The 24,619-nt window shown below is 66.1% G+C and carries 16 protein-coding genes; 6 read left to right on the forward strand and 10 right to left on the reverse strand.

The features are described 5' to 3' along the window. Positions 1–495: 495 nt before the first annotated feature. The 4 genes from HWY30_RS32375 to HWY30_RS32390 all read left to right on the forward strand — a co-directional run bounded on the left by HWY30_RS32375 (position 496) and on the right by HWY30_RS32390 (position 9,623). Positions 496–1,341 carry an IclR family transcriptional regulator gene (locus HWY30_RS32375; protein ID WP_090804023.1) on the forward strand — a complete coding sequence of 282 codons (846 nt, stop codon included), beginning with the start codon at positions 496–498 and terminating at the stop codon, positions 1,339–1,341. Positions 1,342–1,773: 432 nt separating this feature from the next. Continuing rightward, entirely contained in the window at positions 1,774–3,135 is a 1,362-nt protein-coding gene (locus HWY30_RS32380; protein ID WP_090804022.1) for an MdtA/MuxA family multidrug efflux RND transporter periplasmic adaptor subunit, read from the forward strand. A gap of 23 nt (positions 3,136–3,158) precedes the next feature. After that, complete coding sequence (locus HWY30_RS32385) at positions 3,159–6,293, forward strand: MdtB/MuxB family multidrug efflux RND transporter permease subunit (protein WP_090804020.1); 3,135 nt, start codon at positions 3,159–3,161, stop codon at positions 6,291–6,293. Positions 6,294–6,296: 3 nt separating this feature from the next. Beyond that, complete coding sequence (locus HWY30_RS32390; protein ID WP_090804019.1) at positions 6,297–9,623, forward strand: efflux RND transporter permease subunit; 3,327 nt, start codon at positions 6,297–6,299, stop codon at positions 9,621–9,623. 17 nt (positions 9,624–9,640) lie between these two features. Here the strand turns inward: HWY30_RS32390 and HWY30_RS32395 are convergent, their stop codons facing one another. The 3 genes from HWY30_RS32395 to HWY30_RS32405 form a co-directional block, all read right to left on the reverse strand. Further along, positions 9,641–10,105 (reverse strand): hypothetical protein, encoded by a 465-nt coding sequence (locus tag HWY30_RS32395; protein ID WP_090804017.1) that lies wholly within the window; start codon positions 10,103–10,105, stop codon positions 9,641–9,643. Between the two features lie 67 nt (positions 10,106–10,172). Then, the gene (locus HWY30_RS32400; RefSeq protein WP_090805681.1) at positions 10,173–10,736 is read right to left on the reverse strand and encodes a peroxiredoxin; all 564 of its coding nucleotides are present in this window, start codon (positions 10,734–10,736) and stop codon (positions 10,173–10,175) included. A gap of 171 nt (positions 10,737–10,907) precedes the next feature. After that, the gene (locus HWY30_RS32405; protein WP_090804016.1) at positions 10,908–12,209 is read right to left on the reverse strand and encodes an EAL and HDOD domain-containing protein; all 1,302 of its coding nucleotides are present in this window, start codon (positions 12,207–12,209) and stop codon (positions 10,908–10,910) included. 353 nt (positions 12,210–12,562) lie between these two features. Here HWY30_RS32405 and HWY30_RS32410 point away from each other — a divergent pair, with 353 nt between their 5' ends. Both HWY30_RS32410 and HWY30_RS32415 read left to right on the forward strand, forming a co-directional pair. After that, positions 12,563–14,377 (forward strand): putative bifunctional diguanylate cyclase/phosphodiesterase, encoded by a 1,815-nt coding sequence (locus tag HWY30_RS32410; RefSeq protein ID WP_090804014.1) that lies wholly within the window; start codon positions 12,563–12,565, stop codon positions 14,375–14,377. Between the two features lie 95 nt (positions 14,378–14,472). After that, positions 14,473–15,930: an HDOD domain-containing protein gene (locus HWY30_RS32415; RefSeq protein ID WP_090804012.1), complete on the forward strand. Its 1,458-nt coding sequence runs from the start codon at positions 14,473–14,475 to the stop codon at positions 15,928–15,930. Positions 15,931–16,030: 100 nt separating this feature from the next. Here HWY30_RS32415 and HWY30_RS32420 read toward each other — a convergent pair whose 3' ends face one another. The 7 genes from HWY30_RS32420 to aruF form a co-directional block, all read right to left on the reverse strand. Further along, a complete protein-coding gene (locus HWY30_RS32420; RefSeq protein WP_090804011.1) occupies positions 16,031–17,407 on the reverse strand; it encodes an EAL and HDOD domain-containing protein in 1,377 nt (458 codons plus the stop codon). A 250-nt stretch (positions 17,408–17,657) separates the two neighbouring features. Continuing rightward, a complete protein-coding gene (locus tag HWY30_RS32425) occupies positions 17,658–18,452 on the reverse strand; it encodes an ABC transporter substrate-binding protein (protein WP_090804009.1) in 795 nt (264 codons plus the stop codon). Positions 18,453–18,598: 146 nt separating this feature from the next. After that, positions 18,599–19,681 carry a succinylglutamate desuccinylase gene (astE, locus tag HWY30_RS32430; RefSeq protein WP_090804008.1) on the reverse strand — a complete coding sequence of 361 codons (1,083 nt, stop codon included), beginning with the start codon at positions 19,679–19,681 and terminating at the stop codon, positions 18,599–18,601. Continuing rightward, positions 19,665–21,005 carry an N-succinylarginine dihydrolase gene (gene astB, locus HWY30_RS32435; RefSeq protein ID WP_090805678.1) on the reverse strand — a complete coding sequence of 447 codons (1,341 nt, stop codon included), beginning with the start codon at positions 21,003–21,005 and terminating at the stop codon, positions 19,665–19,667. The genes astE and astB overlap by 17 nt, the downstream gene beginning before the upstream one ends. 12 nt (positions 21,006–21,017) lie before the next feature. Further along, entirely contained in the window at positions 21,018–22,481 is a 1,464-nt protein-coding gene (astD, locus tag HWY30_RS32440; RefSeq protein ID WP_090804006.1) for a succinylglutamate-semialdehyde dehydrogenase, read from the reverse strand. After that, positions 22,478–23,521, reverse strand: coding sequence for an arginine N-succinyltransferase (astA, locus tag HWY30_RS32445; protein ID WP_090804003.1), 1,044 nt, complete (start codon positions 23,519–23,521; stop codon positions 22,478–22,480). The genes astD and astA overlap by 4 nt, the downstream gene beginning before the upstream one ends. Next, positions 23,518–24,570, reverse strand: coding sequence for an arginine/ornithine succinyltransferase subunit alpha (gene aruF, locus HWY30_RS32450; protein WP_090805680.1), 1,053 nt, complete (start codon positions 24,568–24,570; stop codon positions 23,518–23,520). Before aruF ends, astA begins: the two co-directional genes overlap by 4 nt. Positions 24,571–24,619: the final 49 nt, after the last annotated feature.

Below are 24,619 nucleotides of genomic sequence, written 5' to 3' on the forward strand. Positions count from 1 at the left end.
CTTCCCCTTGCCGGGTGTGCAGAGGACTTTCACCCCCAAGTCATCCGGCTCGCCACCACAGCGGGTCGGACAGCGCCAGTCACGGCGCTACGCGCCATGCCTGGCGCACCAAAAAAAAAGCGTCACGTTGCCGTGACGCCTTAAAAAGTTCTAGCCATTCCGAGGGCCGTGCTAGAACCTGAGAGAAGGTCATTCGAAAGGCGCAAGCGCATTGGACGGGCAATCGATCCTGGATTTCGGGATTTTTCCGCTCGCGCGCACCAAAATGCAGCGGAGACAAGCGACTTTCGAAATGCGGTTCCATTTTTTATGGTTATGCTGACTAAGTCAAGCAAAAAGATGTAGTCGGCCATCGATCGGCAATTTCTTCCGATACAATGATTTTTCTTAAAAATGTATGAATGGGTGCCCCGGTTTGGAGATGTCCCTGCCTCTGTGAGCGGCCATCAACAGGTTGTCGCACGAACAATTTGAAATGCTGTTCCAAAAAAACGCATGAACCGATCCACTCCCAACCAACCCGTCGCCGCCAAGGTCACCGCCAGCAAAGACCGAGACGGTCCGGGCGATGAAGTCACCGCGCTCGCGCGCGGCCTGACCGTACTGCGCGCCGTCGCCGCCGCACACGCACCACTCAGCAATCGCGAACTCGCCGAGTTGACCGGCATCCCGAAGCCCACCGTGTCGCGCATCACCGCGACGCTCGTGGGCACAGGTTTTCTGCTGCGACTACCCGACAGCGAGCGCTTCGTGCTGACTTCGTCGGTGCTCGAACTGAGCAACGGCTTTCTGCGCAACTTCGACATCCGCTCGCGCGCGCGGCCGTTTCTGATCGAACTCGCGGAACGCACCGCGTTGTCGGTGCATCTGGCGGTGCGCGACCGCTACGACATGGTCGTCATCGACGCGATCCGGCCGCGTTCGGCGGTGCTCGTGTCGCGACTCGAAATCGGCTCGCGCATGAGCTTGACGCGCACCGCCGTCGGCCGGGCGTACCTCGCGGCGCTCGCGCAACCGGACCGCGACCGTCTGCTGGTCGGCCTGCAGACGGCCGAAGGTGACGATTGGGGCTATATCGGCAGCCGTCTCGCAAGCGCGATCCAGGACACCCTCGAGCGCGGCTTCGCAATCGCCACCGGCGAGTGGTACAACGGGCTGAACGCGATCGCGCTCGGCTTCGTCGGGCCGTCGGGCGAGCGCTACGCAGTCAATTGCGGCGGCTCGGCCGACCAATGTCCGCGCGACTGGCTGATCGCGCGCGCCGCGCCCGCGCTGCTCGAATGCATCGACAAGATCGTCCTGGAGATCGGCGGCACGCCGGGGCGCCGGCTCGACGAATAAGCCGTCGGCGGCAACGGGCGCCAAACGGCGCCCCGCGCGGATCGAACGCGGCGCCAGCCGCCCGTGATCTGCGAGAGTGGCGACGGCGGCCCGCCCTCGCCCGACGATGCGCCGACATGCTGTAACCTTCGTAATCAACCGAAAAATACGCGGCTGGACTGTTACAGACGCCGCAACGTACGATCACGCATCCCGTTGCGGGACCGCGCGCCGCGAGCCGTGAGCCTCGTCGAACCGGCCGCGTCCAGCCGTGATGATTCCGCATTGCGTTAACATCCCTGTCCCGCGCCTCGGGTAGCATCGCGCTGAACATTGCGCGGCGCCCGCCGCCACGACCGCCTGACATGCCGCCCATGTGCCGGCCCACCGCCCTTCGATGGCGGCGACCGCATCGGCGGCTCACATCATCAAGCCAGCCACCCGACCGAACCAATGGACGAACAACAAAAGCACCCGGAAACCGAACGCCCTGCCGCTCCCCAGCCGTCCGCGAACGGCGCGCAATCGAGCGCGCCCGGCGCGGTGAAACGCCACCGCGGCCGCACCGTCGCGCTGATCGTCGCGGCGCTGGTCGTGTTCGGCGTCGTGCTGTGGCGCTGGCATCCGTGGGGCGGGCCCGGCAGCGGTGCGAGCGCGCCGGGGGCGGCGAGCGGCGCGCGCAGCGGCCGCTTCGGCCGCGGCGGTCCGAACGCGATGGCCAACATGGCGCAGCCGGTGCACGTCGCCGCCGCGACGCAGGGCGAGATGCCGGTCGTGCTGACCGCGCTCGGCACGGTCACGCCGCTCGCCACCGTCACCGTGCTGCCGCAACTGAGCGGCGTGCTGCAGGACGTCTATTTCAAGGAAGGCCAGATGGTCAAGAAGGGCGACGTACTGGCCCAGATCGACCCGCGCCCGTACGAAATTTCGCTGCGCAACGCCGAGGGCACGCTGGTGCGCGACGAGGCGCTGCTCGCCACCGCGCGTCTCGATCTGAAGCGCTATCAGACGCTGCTCGCGCAGGACTCGATCGCGAGCCAGCAGGTCGACACGCAGGCGTCGCTGGTGCGGCAATACGAAGGCACGGTGAAGTCCGACCAGGCCAACGTCGACAGCTTCAAGCTCGACCTCGTGTACGCGCGCATCACCGCGCCGGTGTCGGGACGCGTCGGTCTGCGTCAGGTCGACCCGGGCAACTACGTGACCTCGGGCCTCACCAACGGCATCGTCGTGATTACGCAGCTCGATCCGATCAGCGTGGTGTTCACGACTTCCGAAGACAATCTGCAGCAGATCATCCAGCACATGCAGAACGGCGAGTCGCTGTCGGCCACCGCGTACGACCGCAGCAACACGCATCCGCTCGAAGTCGGCTCGCTAAAGACGATGGACAATCAGATCGACACGACCACCGGCACGATCAAACTGCGCGCGATCTTCGAGAACAAGGACAACGGCCTGTTCCCGAACCAGTTCGTCAACACTCGCCTGCTCGTCGATACGATCAGGAACGCGGTGATCGTGCCGACCTCGGCGGTGCTCAACGGCTCGATGGGTACCTTCGTGTACGTCGTGAAGCCCGACAACACGGTCACCGTGCGCCAGGTCAAGGTCGGCCCGGTCGACGGCGAGCGCACCAGCATCCAGTCGGGCCTCGCGGTCGGCGAGCGCGTCGTGATCGACGGTTCGGACCGGCTGCGCGAAAGCGCGAAGATCACGATTCCGGCCGAGCGGCCGCGTGGCGCGTCCGGCGCATCGGCCGCATCCGGCGCGCACGCGCATCGCGGCCGGCACGCGGCGCAAGCATCGCAATAAAGTAAAGGCACGGCACTTACCGCATGAATCCATCCCGCGCTTTTATTCTGCGTCCTGTCGGCACCGCGCTGCTGATGGCGGCGATCATGCTGGTCGGCCTCGTCGCGCTGCGCTTTCTGCCGCTGTCCGCGCTGCCCGAGGTCGACTATCCGACGATCCAGGTGCAGACCTTCTATCCGGGCGCGAGCCCGGACGTGATGACGTCGTCCGTGACGGCGCCGCTCGAGAGGCAGTTCGGGCAGATGCCGTCGCTGAACCAGATGTCGTCGCAAAGCTCGGCCGGCTCGTCGATCATCACGCTGCAGTTCAGCCTCGACCTGCCGCTCGACATCGCCGAGCAGGAGGTCCAGGCGGCGATCAACGCAGCGGGCAACCTGCTGCCGTCCGACCTGCCCGCGCCACCGATCTACGCGAAGGTCAACCCGGCCGACGCGCCGATCATCACGCTCGCGATCACGTCGAAGACACTGCCGCTCACGCAGGTGCAGGATCTCGCCGACACGCGTCTCGCGCAGAAGATTTCGCAGGTCGCCGGGGTGGGTCTCGTGAGCCTGTCGGGCGGCCAGCGCCCGGCGATCCGCATTCAGGCGAACCCGCGCGCGCTCGCCGCGTACGGCCTGAATCTCGACGACCTGCGCACCACCGTCTCGAACCTGAACGTCAACACGCCGAAGGGCAATTTCGACGGTCCGACGCGCAACTACACGATCAACTCGAACGACCAGTTGACCGACGCCGACGAATACAAGAGCGCCGTGGTCGCGTACAAGAGCGGCCGTCCGGTGATGCTGACCGACGTCGCGAGCATCGTGGCGGGACCGGAGAATACGAAGCTCGGCGCGTGGGTCGACAACACGCCCGCGATCATCCTGAACGTGCAGCGCCAGCCAGGCGCGAACGTGATCCAGGTGGTCGACAGCATCAAGGCGCTGCTGCCGCAGTTGCAGCAGTCGCTGCCCGCCGCGCTCGACGTCGAGGTCGTCACCGACCGCACCACGACGATCCGCGCGTCGGTGCGCGACGTGCAGTTCGAACTGGCGATGTCGGTCGTGCTGGTCGTGCTGGTGATGTACCTGTTCCTCGCCAACATCTACGCGACGATCATTCCGAGCCTGTCGGTGCCGCTGTCGCTGATCGGCACGCTCGCGGTGATGTATCTGTGCGGCTTCTCGCTCGACAACCTGTCGCTGATGGCGCTGACCATCGCCACCGGCTTCGTCGTCGACGACGCGATCGTGATGATCGAGAACATCGCGCGCTACGTCGAGGAAGGCGACACGGCGCTCGACGCCGCGCTGAAGGGCTCGAAGCAGATCGGCTTCACGATCATTTCGCTGACGGTCTCGCTGATCGCGGTGCTGATTCCGCTGCTCTTCATGGGCGACGTGGTCGGGCGCCTGTTCCACGAATTCGCGATCACGCTCGCGGTGACGATCGTCATCTCCGCGGTCGTCTCGCTGACGCTCGTGCCGATGATGTGCGCGAAGCTGTTGCGCCACACGCCGCCGCACGACAGTCACCGTTTCGAGGCGAAGGCGCACCGCTTCATCGACTGGGTGATCGCGCGCTACGCGGTCGCGCTCACGTGGGTGCTGAACCGTCAGCGCTCCACGCTGGTCGTCGCGGTGCTCACGCTGGTGCTGACCGGCCTGCTGTACGTGTTCGTGCCGAAGGGCTTCTTCCCGGTGCAGGACACCGGTGTGATCCAGGCGATCACGCAGATGCCGCAGTCGGTGTCGTTCGCATCGATGGCCGAGCGTCAGCAGGCGCTCGCCGACCAGATCCTGAAGAACCCGGACGTCGAAAGCCTGACCTCGTTCATCGGCGTGGACGGCAGCAACATCACGCTGAACAGCGGCCGCATGCTGATCAACCTGAAGCCGCGCGACGACCGCAGCAATACCGCGAGCGAGGTGATCCGCCAGTTGCAGAAAGACGTCGCGCATATTCCGGGCGCGTCGCTGTACATGCAGCCGGTGCAGGACCTGACGATCGACTCGACCGTCAGCCCGACGCAGTATCAGTTCATGCTGACCGATCCGAACATCAGCGAATTCACCACGTGGGTGCCGAAGCTGGTCGACCGGTTGAAGCAGTCGCCCGAGCTCGCGGACGTCGCGACCGATCTGCAGGACAACGGCCGCTCGGTATTCATCGAGATCGACCGCGCGACCGCCGCGCGCTTCGGCATCACACCGGCTACGATCGACAACGCGTTGTACGATGCGTTCGGCCAGCGCATCATTTCGACGATCTTCACGCAGTCGAACCAGTACCGCGTGATTCTCGAAGCGCAGCCGACGATGCAGCACTACACCACGTCGCTGAACTCGATCTACCTGCCCTCTTCCACGTCGACGGGCGGACAGGTGCCGCTGTCGTCGATCGCGAAGTTCATCGAGCAACCCGCGCCGCTGCTGGTCACGCACCTGAGCCAGTTCCCGGCCACCACGGTGTCGTTCAACCTCGCGCCGGGTTCGTCGCTCGGCGCGGCGGTCAAGGCGATCCAGCAGGCCGAGAAGGACGTCGGTCTGCCCGCGTCGTTCCAGACGCGCTTCCAGGGCGCGGCGCTCGCGTTCCAGGCGTCGCTCGCCAACGAGCTGTTCCTGATCCTCGCGGCGATCGTCACGATGTACATCGTGCTCGGCGTGCTGTACGAGAGCTTCATCCATCCGATCACGATTCTGTCGACGCTGCCGTCGGCCGGCGTCGGCGCGCTGCTCGCGCTGCTGATCACCGGCCACGATCTCGACATCATCGGCATCATCGGCATCGTGCTGCTGATCGGTATCGTGAAGAAGAACGCGATCATGATGATCGACTTCGCGCTCTACGCCGAGCGCGAGGAAGGCAAGCCGCCGCGCGAGGCGATCTACCAGGCGTGTCTGCTGCGCTTCCGGCCGATCCTGATGACCACGCTCGCCGCGCTGCTCGGCGCGCTGCCGCTGATGCTCGGCACCGGCGCGGGCTCGGAGCTGCGCCGGCCGCTCGGCATCGCGATCGCCGGCGGTCTGATCGTGAGCCAGCTGCTGACGCTGTTCACGACGCCGGTGATCTACCTCGCGTTCGATTCGCTCGGCCGCCGGCTGCGCGAGCGCTTTAACCGCGGCGATTCGTCCGGTAGCGCCACGCCGCCCGCCACCGATGCAGGGAACTGAGCGATGAACCTGTCGCGTCCGTTTATCTCCCGTCCGGTCGCCACCACGCTGCTGGCGATCGGCATCGCGTTGTCGGGGGTATTCGCGTTCACGAAGCTGCCGGTCGCGCCGCTGCCGCAGGTCGACTTCCCGACCATCTCGGTGCAGGCGACACTGCCGGGCGCGAGCCCGGAGACCGTCGCGACAAGCGTCGCGAGTCCGCTCGAGCGGCATCTCGGCTCGATCGCCGACGTCACCGAGATGACGTCGCAGAGCTCGGTCGGCTCGACGCGCATCACGCTGCAGTTCGGCCTGAACCGCAACATCGACGGCGCCGCGCGCGACGTGCAGGCGGCGATCAACGCGGCGCGCGCCGACCTGCCCGCGAGCCTGCGCAGCAACCCGACCTACCACAAGGTCAACCCGGCCGACGCGCCGATCCTGATTCTCGCGCTGACGTCGAGCACGCTGACGGCGGGCCAGCTCTACGATTCGGCCGCGACGGTGCTGCAGCAGTCGTTGTCGCAGGTGCAGGGGGTTGGCGAAGTGGATGTCAGCGGTTCGGCGAATCCGGCCGTGCGCGTCGAATTGCTGCCGCATGCGCTGTCGCATTACGGCATCGGCCTCGAGGACGTGCGCGCGGCGCTCGCCGCGGCCAATGCCAACAGCCCGAAGGGCTCGATCGAGTTCGGCGAAAACCGCGTACAGCTGTACACCAACGACCAGGCGAGCAAGGCGTCGCAATACAAGGACCTCGTCATTGCCTATCGCAACGGCGCGCCGGTCAAACTCTCCGACATGGGCGAAGTCGTCGATTCGGTCGAAGATCTGCGCAACCTCGGTCTCTTCAATGGCAAGCGCTCGGTGCTCGTGATCCTGTACCGGCAGCCGGGCGCGAACATCATCGAGACCGTCGACCGCGTGAAGGCGATGCTGCCGCAACTGCACGCGTCGCTGCCCGCCGACGTCGACATCGCGCCGACCTCGGACCGCTCGACGACGATCCGCGCGTCGTTGAGGGATACCGAGCGCACGCTCGTGATCGCGGTCACGCTCGTCGTGATGGTGGTGTTCCTGTTCCTGCGCAACTGGCGCGCCACGCTGATTCCGAGCGTGGCCGTGCCGATCTCGATCGTCGGCACGTTCGGCGCGATGTACCTGATGGGCTTCTCGATCGACAATCTGTCGCTGATGGCGTTGACCATCGCGACCGGCTTCGTCGTCGACGACGCGATCGTCGTGCTCGAAAACATCTCGCGCCACATCGAAGACGGCGTGCCGCGCATGAAGGCCGCGTTCATCGGCGCGCGCGAGGTCGGCTTCACGGTGATGTCGATCAGCATCTCGCTGGTCGCCGTGTTCCTGCCGATCCTGCTGATGGGCGGCATCGTCGGGCGGCTGTTCCGCGAGTTCGCGCTGACGCTGTCGCTCGCGATCGCGGTGTCGCTGGTCGTATCGCTGACGCTCACGCCGATGATGTGCTCGCGCCTGCTGCGCGAGCCGCACGAAAAGCATGAGGAAAACCGCTTCGGCCGCTGGCTCGAACGCGGCTTCACGTCGATGCATCGCGGCTACGAGCGCACGCTCGGCTGGGCGCTCGTGCATCCGCTCCTGATCGTCATGGTTCTGCTGCTGACCATCGCGCTGAACGTGGCGCTTTATATCATCGTGCCAAAGGGCTTCTTCCCGCAGCAGGATACGGGGCGCCTGATCGGCGGCATCCAGGCCGACCAGAGCACGTCGTTCCAGGCGATGAAAGGCAAGTTCTCGGAGATGATGGCGATCGTCGGCAAGAACCCCGCGGTCGACAGCGTGGTCGGCTTTACCGGCGGCCGGCAGACCAACTCAGGCTTCATGTTCGTGTCGCTGAAGTCGAAAAGCGAGCGCAAGCTCTCCGCCGACCAGGTGATCCAGCAGCTGCGCGCGCCGCTCGGTGACGTGGCCGGCGCGCGCACGTTCCTGCAGGCGGTGCAGGACATTCGCGTGGGCGGCCGGCAGTCGAACGCGCAGTATCAGTTCACGCTGCTCGCCGACTCGACGCCCGATCTCTACAAGTGGGGGCCGAAGCTCACCGAGGCGCTGCAGGCACGCAAGGAGCTCGCGGACGTGAACTCCGACCAGCAGCAAGGCGGTCTCGAAGCGATGGTGACGATCGACCGCGCCACGGCATCGCGCCTCGGCATCAAGCCCGCGCAGATCGACAACACGCTGTATGACGCGTTCGGCCAGCGCCAGGTGTCGACGATCTACAACCCGCTGAACCAGTATCACGTCGTGATGGAAGTCGCGCCGCAATACTGGCAGAGCCCGGAGATGCTGAAGCAGATTTTCGTCAGCACGTCGGGCGGCAGCGCGAGCGGCGCGCAGACCACCAACGCGCCGGCCGGCACCGTGACGTCCAGAGCGACCAGCACGTCGACCACGACGAGCGCGGCAACCGGCGGCATGGCCGCCACCACCGCGACGAGCGCGGCCAGCATCGCAGCCGACTCCGCGCGCAATCAGGCCATCAACTCCATCGCGGCGAGCGGCAAGTCGAGCGCGTCGTCGGGCTCGGCGGTGTCGACCGCGAAGGAGACGATGGTGCCGCTGTCGGCGATCGCGAGCTTCGGGCCGGGCACCACGCCGCTATCGGTCAATCACCAGAGCCAGTTCGTCGCCTCGACGATCTCGTTCAACCTGCCGCCGGGCGTGTCGCTGTCCACCGCCACGCAGACGATCTACGACACGATGGCCGAGATCGGCATGCCCGCCACCATTCACGGCAGCTTCCAGGGCACCGCGCAGGCGTTCCAGCAGTCGATGTCCGACCAGCCGATCCTGATCCTCGCCGCGCTCGCGGCGGTGTATATCGTGCTCGGCATCCTGTACGAGAGCTACATCCACCCGCTGACGATCCTGTCGACGCTGCCGTCCGCGGGCGTGGGCGCGTTGCTCGCGCTGCTGCTGTTCAAGACCGAGTTCAGCATCATCGCGCTGATCGGTGTGATCCTGCTGATCGGCATCGTGAAGAAGAACGCGATCATGATGGTGGACTTCGCGATCGACGCGTCGCGCAAGGGAATGTCGTCGCGCGACGCGATCTACCAGGCCTGTCTGCTGCGCTTCCGGCCGATCATGATGACCACCTTCGCCGCGCTGCTCGGCGCGTTGCCGCTCGCGTTCGGCAGCGGCGAAGGCGCGGAAATGCGCGCGCCGCTCGGTATTTCGATCGTCGGCGGGCTGATCGTCAGCCAGATGCTGACGCTCTATACGACGCCGGTCGTCTATCTGTACATGGATCGCATCCGCGTGCGCTGGGAGGCGAGAAAGGCACGCCGCGCGGGTGGCGCGGCGCCGACGTCGTCATGACGTAGTGAAGGTGGCGCTCACAGCTTCTGCTCGATGGCCAGCGAGAAAATCCGCTGCCATCGGCGCGCCGCCCGCTCGTTCGACATCGGCACGAGCCACTCGCCGTGCCGCGAGTCCTTGACCTTCAGCGCGAGCCGCGCCTGTGCGTCGCGGCCCTGTGCTTCGGCGCCGAGCAGATCGGCGAAGATATACGCGCCTTGCTGGTCGCCGACGCGAATCTCGCAGAGCCGCTTGGCCGCCGCGAGCCGCACCGAGCCCCAACTGCCCTTCAATTCGTGCGTCCAGTCGCCGTCGCGCACGTTCGGCGCGACTTCGCGGCGCCGCTGCCGCCAGTACGCGAGCGCACCGGCGATCAGCAACGCAACCAGCACAGCCACACCCTCCGCCACCGCCAGCCCGAAAGCGGCCTGCAGCGCATAAAAGGCACGCACCGCGCCGTACCCCAGCGCGATCAGCGCAATCAACGCAACGACAATCGGCATCGCAAGCTCATCCGGCAAATGGTTTTAGTCGGCTAGCGCGGGCAAACGCGACGGCGCGTTCGGCCCCTCACTGCGCCTTATGCGCGGCCGACCACTCCTTGAGCGCGTTCAGCGTGTTCTCGACATGCTTGTCGGGCGACAGGCTCGTGTACTCGTAGATGATCTTGCCGTCGGGCGAGATCACGTACGACACGCGATTCGCCATGCCGGCCTTGAACGGCATGGCCGCGTCGTACGCATTGATCACCTTCGCGTCGGCGTCGGCCGCGACCGGGAATTTGCTGCGGCATTCGCTGACCGAAAACTTCGTCAGCGTATCGATGTTGTCGTGCGACACGCCGATCACCGTCGCGCCGTACTTCTTGTATTGGTCGACCGCATCGGCGAAATCGTGCGCCTCGATCGTGCAGCCCTTCGTGAACGCGGCCGGATAGAAGTACAGCACGACCGGGCCCTTCTTCAGTTCGTCGGCGAGCGAATACGTGTAGGTCTTGCCGCCGAGCGAGGCCTCGGCGGTAAACATCGGCGCCGTATCGCCGGGCTTCAGGGTTGCCGAGGCGAGCGGCGAATGCATTGCGAATCCGAACGCCATGACGGCGGCCAGTACCGCCGGTATGTGTTTTGTCTTCATCTGCTCCTCCACGCGTGAGCGCACGCAATTGATCGGGTCCATCGGAGACAGCTTCGGCCGACGTCACAGGCCGTCGCTGAACTTTCTATTGGACCACGGATGCGCACGCGGCGTGGCTCGTCGCCCGGATCACAAGCGAATCGAAAGGGTGCGGCGCGCGAGCTCGACGCCTCAAACGCCCAATTCGGCCACGTGCGCGCCGAACCACGCCGCCGCCGACAGGTTCAGCTCCGACAGCACGTCGGGCGTCAGCGCGTGAAAGCCCGCCGCCGTCGCGACCGGCGCCGCGTCGCCGCCCTCGCCCGCGACCTCGGCGATCAGCAGCAGCGCGCCCAGTTCGCCCTTGCGCGCGACGATCGCGTCGCGAATCTGCGGCGCCAGGCCGAGTTTCTCGAGCACCGCGTCCGGCGTGCTGTCGAGCACGATGTGCACGAGCGAAAAAATCCCGGTCATGAACGCGGCGTCGGCGAATTCGCCGTCGGCCGGACGCAGCCAGTTCGCGGCGAGTTCCATGAAGCGCGAGCGCGTCGCCGCCAGTTGCACGAGCGGATCGGCGCGCCACGGCAACTCGCCGGTGTCCGAGTACAGCAGCAGTTGCGCCCAGCGTGCGATCTGCCGCGTGCCGGTCGCGATGATCGCCTCGCGCAGCGACGCGATGTTGCGCCCGAGGCCGAATGCACTCGAATTGACGAGCCGCAGCAGTTGCACGACCACGCCCGGATTGACCTTCAGCTCCGCCTCGAGCTCGACGATGCCGGCGTCGCGCGACAGCAGCGCGAGCAGCCGCAGCAGGCCCGGACGCAGCGAGCGGTTGCGCGGCGCGGCCAGCACCTGCGGCCGCGCGAAGAAGTAGCCCTGGAACAGATCGAAACCGAGCTCGTGGGCGAGCGCGAAGTCCTCGCGCGTCTCGACCTTCTCGGCGAGCAGCGTCTTGCCGTGGCCGCGCAGCGTCGACGCGAGCTTTGCGACGGCGCGGCGCGGCGTCTGCACGAAATCGATCTTGACGATGTCGGCGTACGGCAGCATCGCGCTCAGCTCGTCGGACAGATCGTGCACGTCGTCGAGCGCGACCTGGAAGCCGGCGCCGCGCAACTCGCCGAGACGACGCGCGAGCGAGGCGTCGTAGCGCACGGTTTCGAGGATTTCGAGCACGAAGCGCTCGGGCGGCATCAGATGGACGATGTCGCTAAAGAGCAGCGCGCGATCGATATTGACGAAGCCGCGATGCTGGCCGAGCACGGCGGGTACGCCGATTCCGCCGATCGTGCGCGCGACCACCTGCGCGGTGGCCTGCGTGTCGTCGCTGATTTCGGCGTAGTTGTACGTTCCGGCACGAAACAGCAGCTCGTAGGCGTGAAGCGCGCCATCGCGATCGAGAATCGGCTGGCGGCCGACATAGACGTACTGCGGGGCAGCGTCCAGCCCCCCGTGCTCACGATAGCCGGCCGACGCGCCGGCGAGGACATCACGCACCTCGACGTCCCGCGGGACGGGCCGTGGGGCTCTGGCGGACCTGACGACGGGGCGTTCGGACATGGATCATCAGTGCAAGGTTCGGAAAGTCTATGCAGCGCGACGTCATCAGCGTCGCCAAATAAAGGGGATTCGCCGTATTAACGGCCGCGAGGCGACGTCACTTTAACCGAATCGTCCCGGCGACGGCGCCGGGCTTCTCCTTACCAGATGTTTTTCTCCACGGGCCGCTAAAGATTTCCCCGCATGCGTCGTTATCTCGTTCTGATGGGGCGGCCTGCTATCTCCTGGCCGCCCGGAGCGGCGGACAAGCAGCCCCGCCTGCGGACGAACCCAGGTTGCCAGCGACAAACATGGAAGCGAACACGATCACCGCGCCCCGCCGGGGCTCCTTGCGCACGGTCATCGACCGGCTGTGGGCGTTCGGCCGGCGCGAGGACGACGACCAGCCGAGCAGCGCGAACCGCCCGCCCCCACTGGAACAGGTGGTCGGCGCGGTCGATCTGCTCGCGCACGTCGACGATGCGCTGCGCTTCATCTACGTGTCCGACGCGAGCCTGCGCTTCATCGGCTATCACCGCGAATACCTGAAAACCGCGACGCTGCACGATCTGGTCGCGCCCGCCGACGTGCCGCGCCTCGACGCGCTGCTCAAGCTGGCGGCGGCCTCGGGCAACATCGAGAAAGCGACGCTCGGGCTCGTCAAGTCGCTGACCTATCCGATCACGGTCGAGCTGCGGGTCGTGCGCAGCAGCCACGACGGCGTCGACGGCTACGCGATCGCCGGCTTCGACGTGTCGTCGTGGCGCGCCACCGAAGAGCGCCTGACCCAGGCGCTGCATCTGGACCGGCTGACCAGCCTGCCGAACCAGTCGGGCTTGCTGCACGCGTTGCTCGACGCGCAACAGAAGGCCGACGCGCACGGCACGCCGGTCGCGCTCTTGCTGCTCGATCTCGACGACTATCAGCGCGTGAATCGCGCACTCGGCTACGACGCCGGCGACGAGATGCTGCGCGACACGTCGCGGCGCCTGTTGAACATGACGAGCCCGAACGAAACGATCGCGCGCGTCGCCAGCGACGAGTTCGCGATCCTCGTGAAGCCTGCCGCGAGCCGCACCGACGCGGCGGCGGCCGCCGAAGCGCTGGCGCGGCGTCTGTTGACCGCGATCCAGCAGCCGTACGTGTTCAAGGGTCAGCAGGTGCACCTGTCGGCCAGCATCGGCATCGCGCTGTACCCGGACGTGCGCCACGCCAACGACACCGGCGGCCACGACACGCACCTGCTGCGCTGGGCCGACCACGCGCTGTTGCAGGCGAAGGCCGCGGGCGGCAACACGCTGGCGTTCTACGTACCCGACGACAACCCGGCCGACGCCGAGCGCCTCAAGCTCGAGGCCGACCTCTACGACGGCGTACGCAACGGCGAGTTTTCGCTACACTTCCAGCCGATCACGAGCAGCCGCACGCGGGGCGTGGTCGGTGTCGAGGCGTTGATTCGCTGGACGCATCCGGTGCATGGCCTCGTGCCGCCGTCGATGTTCATTCCGCTCGCGGAGTCGATCGGGCTCATCAACTTTCTCGGCAACTGGGTGCTGAAGGTCGCGTGCATGCAACTGATCCAGTGGGACGCGAAGGGCATCTCGCTGCAGTACGTGGCCGTCAACGTGTCGCCGCAGCAGTTTCGCGATCCGCGCTTCAAGGACTCGGTGCGCGAGGCGATCGAGCTGACCGGCATCGATCCGCGCCGCCTCGTCTTCGAGATCACCGAAAGTCTGCTGATGCACGATCCGGCGCACGCCAAAGGCTTGCTCGAAGAGCTGACCGCGATGGGCATCCGCTTCGCCGTCGACGACTTCGGCACCGGCTATTCGAGCCTCGCGTACCTGCAGCGTTTTCCGCTCGCGAAGCTGAAGATCGACCGGAGTTTCGTGGAGAATCTGCTAACCTCGCGAAACGATCAGGCAATCGTTAGCGCTGTCGTCGGCCTTGCGCAGACGCTCGACCTCGAACTGGTAGCCGAGGGCGTCGAAACGGAAGCGCAACGCGCGTTGCTCACCGAGATGGGCTGCGATCACATTCAGGGCTGGCTCGTTTGCAAGGCGCTGCCGTCCGAGGAACTCGCGCAGCGCTTCGAATCGCGCGAGCTTCAGTTGCACGGCGCGTAACGGGCGATGCAGACACGACGCCCAGGCAGCGCAACAAGCCGGCTCACGACCGGCATGGCATTCACTGGAACACGTATGGCTTTTGCGGGACTCACATGGTAAAGGCGGCAGTGCTCGACCGGCTCTGGACGCGAATGAGCGAGCGCGGCGATTTCCCTATGCTGTCGCAATCGCTGCGCACCACCATGGCGGCAGTGACCAACGACGACCTCGACTTCACCGGCCTCGTGCAAGTGGTGCTGTCGGACTTCGCGCTCACCCAGAAGGTGCTGCGCCTCGCGAACTCGGCGATGTACATCGCGTTCGGCGGCAACATCACGACCGTGTCGCGCGCGCTGATGGTGCTCGGCATGGATGCGGTCGGCCATCTGGTCGTCGGTCTGAAAATCGTCGATCACTTTCATCAAAGCGCGCCGCGCCGCATCGACGCGAAACTCGAACTGAACCGCACGCTGCTGTCGGGCTGCGTCGCGCGCAAGCTGACCGAGCGCGGCGACCTGCGCGCCGGCGAGGAAGCGGTGGTCTGCACGCTGATGCGGCAGATCGGCAAGCTGCTGGTCGTGTTCTATCTCGACGCCGAATGGGACCAGATTCGCCGCCATATCGACGGCGGCGCACTCGAAACCGATGCGTGCGTGCTCGTGCTCGGCGTGACGTTCGATGAAATCGGCGCCGAAGCCGCGGTGCGCTGGCGCCTGCCTGACACGATCCGCTCGGGCATGGGCGAGTTCGATCCGGAGGATGTGACCCAACCGCGCCAGGTGCAGTGGCTGCGCGCGATCACCAATTACTCGACCGCGGTCGCCGACGTGCTCACCCAGCAGAACATGCCCGAGGGGGAGCGCGAGGCACGCATCGGCGAGCTTGCGCACGAGTACAGCGGCGCGCTGAACACCGACCCCGAGGTGCTGCTGCAGATGAGCGTCGCGCTATCGCGTGAGGATGGCGGCGACAGCGTGATGCGCGAGATCGTCGAGTTACGCGCGAATGCCGATGCGATCGCGCGCGAGGCGCTTACACCCGAGGCGCGCATCGAGATCGGGGTGAAGGATCTGCGCGGCCTGCCCGAGGGCAGCCCGCTCGCACCGACGCTTGCGATGGCCGCCGAGACCGTGCTCGCGGCGCTCGGCTTCTCGCGCACCGTGGTGTACGTCAAGCACAGCAGCGGCACGTTCAAGGCGCGTCTCGGCTTCGGGCCGAAGATCGACGCGGCGCTGCCGCGGCTCTCGTTTAGCACCGCGTTCGAACCCGACGTATTTCATCTCGCGATCGCGAACTCGGTGGGCATCTTCATCGAGAATGCGCGCGATCCGAAGATGGTCGCGCGGCTGCCCGAGTGGTTCCGGCGCTCGTTCGACGACGCGCGCGCGTTCGTGCTGCTGCCGATCGTCGACGAAACCGATCAGACGGTCGCGCTGCTCTACGGCGACTGGTCGCATACGCAGGAGGCGCGCCGCATCTCGCAGAAGGAGATGAGCGTGCTCAACGAACTGGCACGGGAGTTAGGACGTTTTTTCGGCCAGGGGCAGATGCGGGAAATGGAGACGATGTGAAGACCTGGCGTGATCGTTGATCACGCCGCTTCACGTCGATCCTTTCCGTGTTTGCCCGCAAACGATTTTATCCGGGCACCGTGTGGGGCTTTTACCCCACTCAATCCTCGATCCGCTCGAGCCCTTCCGCGCTGCGATCCGCGACGCCGGCCCATGCGCCGGCCGCGAGACCCATCTGCGCCACCTCTTCCACGGTCAATGGAGCAAGACGCTCGCATAGCGTGGCGACGCGCTCCCATGCGCCGCCTTCGAGCGCTTCGACCGCGCTCAACAGCAGACCCAGCCTGCCCTCGCGATGCAGGATTGCGGCCTGGATCGGTCGCGACAGCGTAAGGATGTTCAACGTATTTTCGAGCGAGCCGCCGAACACCGCATCGACGAACGAAAACACACCGGTCAGGAAGGCCGCATCGGCTTCGTCGCGGCCCGCCTCGGGCATGCGCTCGATCGCGAGTTCCATGAAGCGCGCGCGCGTGGCCGCGAGTTGCAGCAGCGGATCGTCCTCCAGCGCGACCTTGCGGCCGTCTGCGTAGAGCAGCAGCTGAGTCCAGCGCGCGATGCGGTCGGTGCCGGTCGCGTTGATCGCGTCGCGCAGCGTCGTCACCTTGTGACCGACCGCGAGGCCGCTCGAATTCGCGAGCTTCATCAGATGCATGACGAGCACCGGGTTCAGCTTCAGCTCGGCTTCGAGCTGCGCGACCGTCGGGTCGCCCGCGAGCAGTTGCAGCAGATTGAGCAGCGCGTGGCGCGGCGCGCTGACGCGGCGCGTCGCCGAGCTTTGCGCGCGCGCGAAGTAATAACCCTGGAAGCGGTCGAAGCCGAGCTCGTGCAACGTTTCGAAGTCGGCCTGCGCATCGACACCTGATGCGAGCAGCAGCTTGCCAGCCGACTTCAGCACGCTCGCGAGCTTCGGCAGCAGCGCGCGCGGTGTGCGCGTGACGTCGATCTTGACGACTTCGGCGTACGGCAGCAGCTTCGCGAAAGTCTCGTTGGGCTGCGTGACGTCGTCGAGCGCGAAGCGGTAGCGGCGGCCATGCAGATACACGACACGCGCGATCAACGCGTCGTCGACTTCGAGCGATGAAGGCAGCTCGAGCATGAAGCGCTCGGCGGGCAGTCTCAGGATCGCGTCGTCGAGCAGCAGCTCGCGGCTCACGTCGACGTAGGCCGGATGGCCGGTCAGCGCGCCGCGCACGTCGCCCTGCACGAGCCCGCGCACGATCGCGCGCGCGACGCGTTGCACCGGCGTGGGCGCGCGGCCCGGCAACGCGTCGGTTTCGGGCGGGAGATCGGTATTGGCTTGCGGGGCGGTGAGGTCCGCGTCGGCGAGCGGCAGCTCGGGCGCACGCACCTTGATCTCATAGCCGCACAGCATGCCGTCCCGATTCAGAATGGGCTGCCTTGCGTAGCTGGCGGTGAGCGACGCGTCGTCGGTCGTGCCGCTGTGGCTCAGAGTCTCGATTGCGATGGTGGTCATTCCAGTCCCCCGCTCGGCGCCGCTGGCGCCTGGCCGCTATGTTCTGTTTTTCGCTGCACGTTGGCGCGTTTCTGTGACGTTGCAAGCTCCGTCGCGCGCGGCAGTGTGCGTCGCAATTTTATCGCAGCGTCATTGGGCACGAACAGGCTTACGAGGCAATATCTCGAAATATTTGCTGAACGTTTGCGACACGCGTGCAGAAAGCAAAACGGCCGCAACGCGCGGCCGTTTTGCACACTTCGATGCATCGTTACTTCAGCACGACTTTGACGTCGAAGTATTTGGCGGCGAGGCGGTCGATCGTGCCATCCGCCTTCAGCTCCTTCAACGCGCCGTTCAGCGCATCCTTCAGTGCCTTGTCGTTCTTGCGCACGCCGTAGCCGACACCCGCGCCGAGCAGCTTGTCGTCGCTGACGGCCGGACCGGCGAACTCGAAGCCCGCGCCCTGCGGCTTCTTCAGAAAGCCCTTCGATGCCGCTTCGGCGTCCTGGAACGACGCATCGAGACGTCCCGACGCGAGGTCCGCGTAGATCTGGTCCTGCGTCTGATAGGGCACGACGTCGACCCCGGCCGGCGCCCAGCGCGCCTTCGCATAGGTTTCCTGGATCGTGCCCTGCAGCACGCCGACGTGCTTGCCCTTCAGCGATGCGGGCGTCGGCTGCAGAGCGCTGCCCTTCTTCGCGATCATCTGGTTCGGGATCGTGTAGATCGGATCGGTGAAGTCGATCGCCTGGCGACGCTGGTCGGTGATCGTCATGTCCGAGTTGATCGCGCTGAACTTGCGCGCTTCGAGCGCCGGGATCAGGCCGTCGAACGAGTTCTCGACCCACACGCATTTGGCCTTCAGCTTCGCGCACACGGCATTGCCGACGTCGATGTCGAAGCCCTGCAACTCGCCAGCGGGCGACTTCGATTCGAACGGCGCATACGACGCCTCGACGCCGAAGCGCACTTCCTTGATCTCAGCCGCCGACGCGGTGCCTGCCGTCAACACCGCCGTCGCGACCAGCGCGAGCGCGGCCAGGTTGGGCCAATTCTTCTTCATTACGGATGTTCCTTTACGGTGTGGACTGAAACGGAGCCGATTCGGCGCGCACAGGTGGATTACGCCCGCCGCGCTTCGGACTCGCGCGGCCGGCGTGACCCGTAGATGCGACAGCCGCGAAGCCCGCGATTGTACATGGAACCTGTCTAGACAAGCCTGGACAGTGTGTCGGCGGTGGTGTCGACGACGAGCAGACCGGCGCGCAGGCCGGGCTTAACCGTCGGGTTCGGAAACACGATGCGCTCTTCGTCGCGCTGCACCGTGTATTGAAAGTCGCCGTCGCGCGCCAGCAAGCTGCCCTTTATGAGCGGCGTGAAGTTCGGTACGTCCGGCGCGAGCAGCAGTTCGAATGCGTCGCTTTGCTTGGTCAGTTGATCGACGACGGTGAACACACGCGGCAGAGCGGCTTGCGCGTCGGCTCGCGTATTGGCTTGCGAACCCACGCGCGTGCCGGCCAGCAGCGCGCGCACCGCGAGATCCGCGCCCTCGAAGCGTGTCAGGTCGTTCTCGCCGAACGGCCGCACCTTGCCGAGTTCGAGCGTGCACGCAGCAGCGCCACACGCTTGCGCGGTGAAGTGCGAATAGGTGTTGCCCTTCGTCGTGTGCAGCAGCACCGCGCTGATACGCGCGTCGCCGAGCCATTCGAACATCGCGCGCGAAAACGGCTTGCCGGTATGCGGCAACAGCGCGAAGCGCTCGAACACCGACGCGCGGATCGCCGTATGCATGTCGATATGCCAGCGCGCGCCGGGCGCGGCGGACGCGTCGGCGAAAAAGCGCGTCGCGGCCTGTTCGAGCGCGGCCGCGCGCGGCGCCTCATGACTGTGCGGCAGTTGCAGATGACGGCCGCTGAACAGCCGGTTCAGATCGTCGTCGCGATAGCGGCCGCCGTCGCGCATCGCCTCGATGTTGCCGAGAATCACGAGCAACCGGCATGCAAGCACGGCGCGGCCCTGCGCGATATCGGCGACGATGCGCGACAGCAGTTCGATCGGCGCGGTTTCGTCGCCATGCACGCCGGCCGACACGAGCACGCTACGGATGTCCGCGTGCTGCTCCGCGGGCTCGATGACGAGGACACCGTCGCCCTGCCACGTCCAGCGCACGCCGTTCGCACACGTGCCTTGCGCCTGCTGCGCGGCAGGCCGGGACCCCGCGAGCGTCCACGCGAGAAAATCGTCGAGCATCGCGCTCGGGGCCGCCATCGGGTGCTCAGCGCTGGAAGTCATACAGCGAGCCCAGAGCGAGGATTTGCGTCAGCTCATCGAGCGCGGTGCGCGACTCGACCAGCAGCTTCGGATCGGTCAGATCGGCGGGTGCGAGACGATCGCGGTAGTGCTTTTCGATCCACGCATCGAGACGGCCGAACAGCGTGTCGTCGAGCCACACACCCGGCGCGACCGCCGCGCGTTCCGTGTCGTCGAGTACGACGCGCAGACGCAGACATGCGGGCCCGCCACCGTTCTTCATGCTCTCGCGCAGATCGAACACGAGCACTTCGTCGATCGGACCGCTGTGCGCAGTCAGCTCATCCAGATACGCGGCCACGCGCGGATTTTCGCGGCATTCCTGCGGCACGACCAGCACCTGCTTGCCATCGGGCCGAGTCAGCAGCTGGCTGTTGAACAGATACGACGTCACCGCGTCGGCGACGCTGACCTGAGCGTCGGGCACTTCGATTACGTTGAACCCTGCGTGCAGGCTCGCGAGCTTCGCGCGCAGCTCGTCGTACACCGCCTGCTGCTCGACGAACGCGAGCTGATGGCAGAACAGCGTGTTGCGATTGCCGACCGCGATCACGTCGTTATGGAACACACCCGCGTCGATCACTTCAGGGTTCTGCTGCGCGTACACGGTCGCCGCTTCCTGCAAGCCATGACGATGCGCGACCGCGCGGCTCGCCTCGAACGTCTGGCGCGCCGGATAGCGCTTCGGTTCCGGCCCGCGACGATACTCGCTGCGGCCATACACGAAGAATTCGACACCGCGCGCCTTGTATTGCTCGCAAAAGCGCGTGTGATTCGCCGCGCCCTCGTCGCCGAGCGCGGGCGTGCCGGGCAGCGCCTCGTGCACGACGAAGCGGTCGGTGTCGCTGAACATCGCGCGCAGCGTGCGGCGTGTCGACTCATGTTCGATCGCGCGATGCAGCTTGCTGCACAGATTGGCCGGCGTGAAATGCACGCGGCCGTCGTGCGTATCCGCGGACGGGCTCACCGTCGCCGCGTTCGCGGTCCACATCGCCGAGGCCGAACTCGCCGCCGCGAGCAGTTCGGGCGCGTTGTTCGCGACGCGCGCGATCACCGAAGCATCGTCGCCGGAAAAACCGAGCTCGCGCAACAGACGCATCGACGGACGCTCCTGCGGCGGCAGCACGCCCTGATGAAAGCCGAGGTCCGCCAGCTGCTTCATCTTGCGCAGACCCTGGCGCGCCGCGGCCTTCGGATTCGCGACCGACTTCTCGTTGTTCTGCGACGCGACGTTGCCGAACGACAAGCCCGCGTAGTTGTGAGTCGGGCCGACCAGGCCGTCGAAATTGGCTTCAGTGGCTTGCAGCATCGTCGATCCTTAGAATTGGAGGCCCGGCGAGACGCTCGCGGGCATGTTCAGTTGCGCGCTCTCGACGGAAGCCATCGGGTACGCGCAGTAGTCGGCCGCATAGTACGCGCTCGGCCGATGATTGCCGGAGCGGCCCGGCCCGCCGAACGGCGCTCCTGAAGAAGCGCCATTGGTCGGCCGGTTCCAGTTGACGATGCCCGCGCGAATCGTGCGCTGGAAATGCGTCCACAGCGCTTCGTCGTCGGCGAGCAGGCCCGCCGAGAGACCGAACTCCGTATCGTTCGCCCGTTCGAGCGCGTCGTCGAAATTGCGGTAGCGGATGATCTGCGCGAGCGGACCGAAGTGCTCCTCGTCGGGCAGGTCCTTTACGTCGGTCACGTCGAGAATCGCGGGCGTGACGAAGCCGAGTTGCGGATCGCGCTGCTCCATTTTCAGCAGAGCCTTCGCGCCGCTCGCGAGCAGACGCTCCTGCGCGCCGATCAAACGCGAGGCCGCGCGCGCCGACACCACGGCGCCCATGAACGGCTGCGGCTTGGCGTTGTATTCACCGACGCCGATGCGCGCGGTCACTTCCGTCAGGCGCGCGAGGAAACGCTCGCCGAACGCATCGTCGGGCACGAAGATGCGGCGCGCGCACGTGCAGCGCTGCCCCGCCGACAGAAACGCCGATTGAATCGTGTGGTGCACGGCGGCGTCGAGGTCCGCGACCGGGCCGATCACGAGCGGATTGTTGCCGCCCATTTCGAGCGCGAGCACGATCTCCGGCCGTCCGCCGAACTGTTTGTGCAGCAATGTTCCGGTATCCGAACTACCGGTGAAGAACAGTCCGTCGATCTGCCGGTGATTCGCGAGCGCGATGCCGGTGTCCTTCTCACCCTGTACGAGATTCAGCACGCCGGCAGGCAGCCCCGCGTCGCGCCAGATCTGCACGGTCAGCGCCGCGACGCCGGGCGCGAGTTCGGACGGCTTGAACACGACCGCATTACCGGCGATCAGCGCGGGCACGATATGCCCGTTCGGCAGATGGCCCGGGAAGTTGTACGGCCCGAACACCGCCACCACGCCATGCGGACGATGCCGCAGCACCGCGGTGCCGTCGGCCATCGCCGAGCGCTTTTCGCCGGTGCGTTCGTTGTAGGACTGAATCGAGATCTCGACCTTCGCGGCCATCGAGGCCGCTTCGGTGCGCGCTTCCCACAGCGGCTTGCCGGTCTCGCGACCGATCGCTTCAGCGAGCGCTTCCTTGCGCTCTGTCACGAGCGCGGCGAAACGGCGCACCACCGCGCAGCGCTCGTCGAGCGTCAGCGCCGACCACGCGGCGAACGCGCGGCGCGCGCTACGTACCGCGCGATCGACCTCGTCCGCCGACGCGCTGTTGCCTTGCCACACCACCGCGCCCGTGCCGGGATTGCGCGATGCGAATACGGGTCCTGTGCCGGCGGCCCATTCGCCGTCGATGAAAAGCTCGCTCATGATCGTCCTTGTTTGTGTTTCAACGGCAGCACCCGCAGCGGATCGCCTGCCTGCACGCGCAGCGCGTCGGCCTCGGCCGCGCTCAGGCGGCACACGCCGTTGCGCGGCACGCCCGCCACGACGCCTACGCGAAAATCGCCGAGCGACGTATTCGATACCATCGACTTCGGCCCGTCCTGCGCGGCTTGCTCCGCTGCCTCGCCGATTTCAGCCGCGACCAGCACGCTTTCGCGCACCGTGCGCAAATCGGCGATATGGCATTCGAGCACCGGGCCCGCGTCGAAAATATCGACGTGATTCTCATAGCGCAGCCCTTCGGCTTCGAGCATGCGGCGCGCGGGAATCGTGTCGTTATGCGTGAGGCCGACGCAGCGCTGCGCCTCTTCCGGCAACAGTTCGACGTACACCGGATAGCGCGGCATCAGCTCGGCGAGAAACGCCTTGCGGCCGTGCGAGCTCAAATAGTCGGCCGCGTTGAAATCGATCTGGTAAAAATGCGAGCCGACGGCGCGCCAGAACGGCGACGTGCCCTGCTCGTCGAAATGGCCGCGCAGCTCCGCGCACAGACGCTGCGGAAAACGCTCGCGAAACTGCGCGAGAAACATGAAGCGCGAGCGCGACAGCAAGCCGCCGACGCCGCTCGTGCGATAACGCGGGCTCAGGAACAGCGAGCACACTTCCGCATAACCGGTGAGGTCGTGCGAGATGTTCAGCGCGTGCATGCGCGTCCAGATGCCGAGATCCTGGCTCGCGTGCACGACCGTGCTCACGCGATAGTTGTAGAACGGCTGCTGCAGACCCACCGCCGTTTCGATGCCGCAGACGCCGGCCACGTCGCCGGTCGCGGTGTCTTCCATCACGAAGAAATAACCGGCCTCGTGCGGCGCGGCCTGATCTTCCATCGTGCGGCGCGCGCGCTCGACACGCGCCGCGAGCGCATCGCGATCCGGTTTGAACGTGGTCAGGCCCGGCCCGGTTTCCTGCGCGAGCCGCATCAGCGCATCCACATCGCCTCGTTGTACTACGCGAACGACGATCATTGCGCGTCTCCCGATGGTTCATCCTGCGGCTGATGCAGCGGTACGCAGCGCACCGCATCGCCTTCCCGTACGCCGAGCGCGGCGCGCGCGGCCTGTGACAACCCGGCGCCCGATTCCTTGCCGGGCGCGAGATCGCCGAGCACGCAACGGAACTCGCCGGCGGCGCCGTTGTGCGCGATCAGGTACGTTGCGCCGTGCGTCGCGGGGGCCTCGCGCACGACGCGCGTTTCGTTGTACTTCACGCTGACACTGCGATCCAACAGCGCGGTCAGTACCGGACCCGCGTCGAAGATGTCGACGTAGCGATCCGTCTCGAAGCCTTCCTCGAGGTGAATCTCATACGCGAGCAGCGCGTTCGCGTCCGGCTCGCCGAGCACGCGCTGCGCCGCCTCGGGCAACAGCGGCACATACACGGGATAGGTCGGCATCACTTCGGCGATGAAGGTGCGGCTGCGGCCGCCCGATTCGACTTCGATGTCGGCGAAATCGCGGCCGAAAAACTTGCGCCCCACCGCTTCCCAGAACGGCGATACACCGTTTTCGTCCGTCACGCCGAGCAGCAGCGAGAACACCTCGGGCGTGAAGCGCTTGCGATTCGCGGCGATGTACATCATCCGCGCGCGCGAGATCAGTTGCGCGGCCGCGTCGCCGCGCAGCGACGGGTCGATGTAGTAGCCCGCGAGCCGGCTCTTGCCGGTCAGCTCGTGCGACATCGTCAGCGCGTGAATCTTGCGATTCACATGCAGTTCGCGCGACGCATGAATCAGCGCGTCGTTGCGAAACACGTAGAACGGGTCCGCGTACCCGGCCGCCGCGACGATGCTCGCGGTGCCCATCAGCTTGCCGGTCTCCGAGTCTTCGAGCACGAACAGATAAAACTCCTCGCCCGGAAAATCGACCTCCGCGCGAAACGAGTCTTCCGACAACGCGACCCGCGCTTCGAGCGCGCGCCGGTCGTGCGGCAGGGAATGCAGCACCGGCTGCGCGGTGCGCGCCATATGCTCGAGCGCATCGAGATCGGCAAGGCGGCCTGGACGTACGAAGAGCATCATCGTTCCTGTTGAATGTGACGCATGATCCGCTGCATCAGCGTGGGCG

This window comes from Paraburkholderia tuberum STM678, assembly GCF_902833905.1.
GTDB lineage: Bacteria > Pseudomonadota > Gammaproteobacteria > Burkholderiales > Burkholderiaceae > Paraburkholderia > Paraburkholderia tuberum.

Coding starts and splice junctions, on each gene's coding strand:
- aruF (WP_090805680.1), bottom strand. CDS start 24,570: ATGCTCTTCGTACGTCCAGGCCGCCTTGCCGATCTCGATGCGCTCGAG.
- astE (WP_090804008.1), bottom strand. CDS start 19,681: ATGACTTCCAGCGCTGAGCACCCGATGGCGGCCCCGAGCGCGATGCTC.
- HWY30_RS32410 (WP_090804014.1), top strand. CDS start 12,563: ATGGAAGCGAACACGATCACCGCGCCCCGCCGGGGCTCCTTGCGCACG.
- HWY30_RS32375 (WP_090804023.1), top strand. CDS start 496: ATGAACCGATCCACTCCCAACCAACCCGTCGCCGCCAAGGTCACCGCC.
- astA (WP_090804003.1), bottom strand. CDS start 23,521: ATGATCGTCGTTCGCGTAGTACAACGAGGCGATGTGGATGCGCTGATG.
- HWY30_RS32395 (WP_090804017.1), bottom strand. CDS start 10,105: ATGCCGATTGTCGTTGCGTTGATTGCGCTGATCGCGCTGGGGTACGGC.
- HWY30_RS32415 (WP_090804012.1), top strand. CDS start 14,473: ATGGTAAAGGCGGCAGTGCTCGACCGGCTCTGGACGCGAATGAGCGAG.
- HWY30_RS32385 (WP_090804020.1), top strand. CDS start 3,159: ATGAATCCATCCCGCGCTTTTATTCTGCGTCCTGTCGGCACCGCGCTG.
- HWY30_RS32390 (WP_090804019.1), top strand. CDS start 6,297: ATGAACCTGTCGCGTCCGTTTATCTCCCGTCCGGTCGCCACCACGCTG.
- HWY30_RS32420 (WP_090804011.1), bottom strand. CDS start 17,407: ATGACCACCATCGCAATCGAGACTCTGAGCCACAGCGGCACGACCGAC.
- astD (WP_090804006.1), bottom strand. CDS start 22,481: ATGAGCGAGCTTTTCATCGACGGCGAATGGGCCGCCGGCACAGGACCC.
- HWY30_RS32380 (WP_090804022.1), top strand. CDS start 1,774: ATGGACGAACAACAAAAGCACCCGGAAACCGAACGCCCTGCCGCTCCC.
- HWY30_RS32400 (WP_090805681.1), bottom strand. CDS start 10,736: ATGAAGACAAAACACATACCGGCGGTACTGGCCGCCGTCATGGCGTTC.
- HWY30_RS32425 (WP_090804009.1), bottom strand. CDS start 18,452: ATGAAGAAGAATTGGCCCAACCTGGCCGCGCTCGCGCTGGTCGCGACG.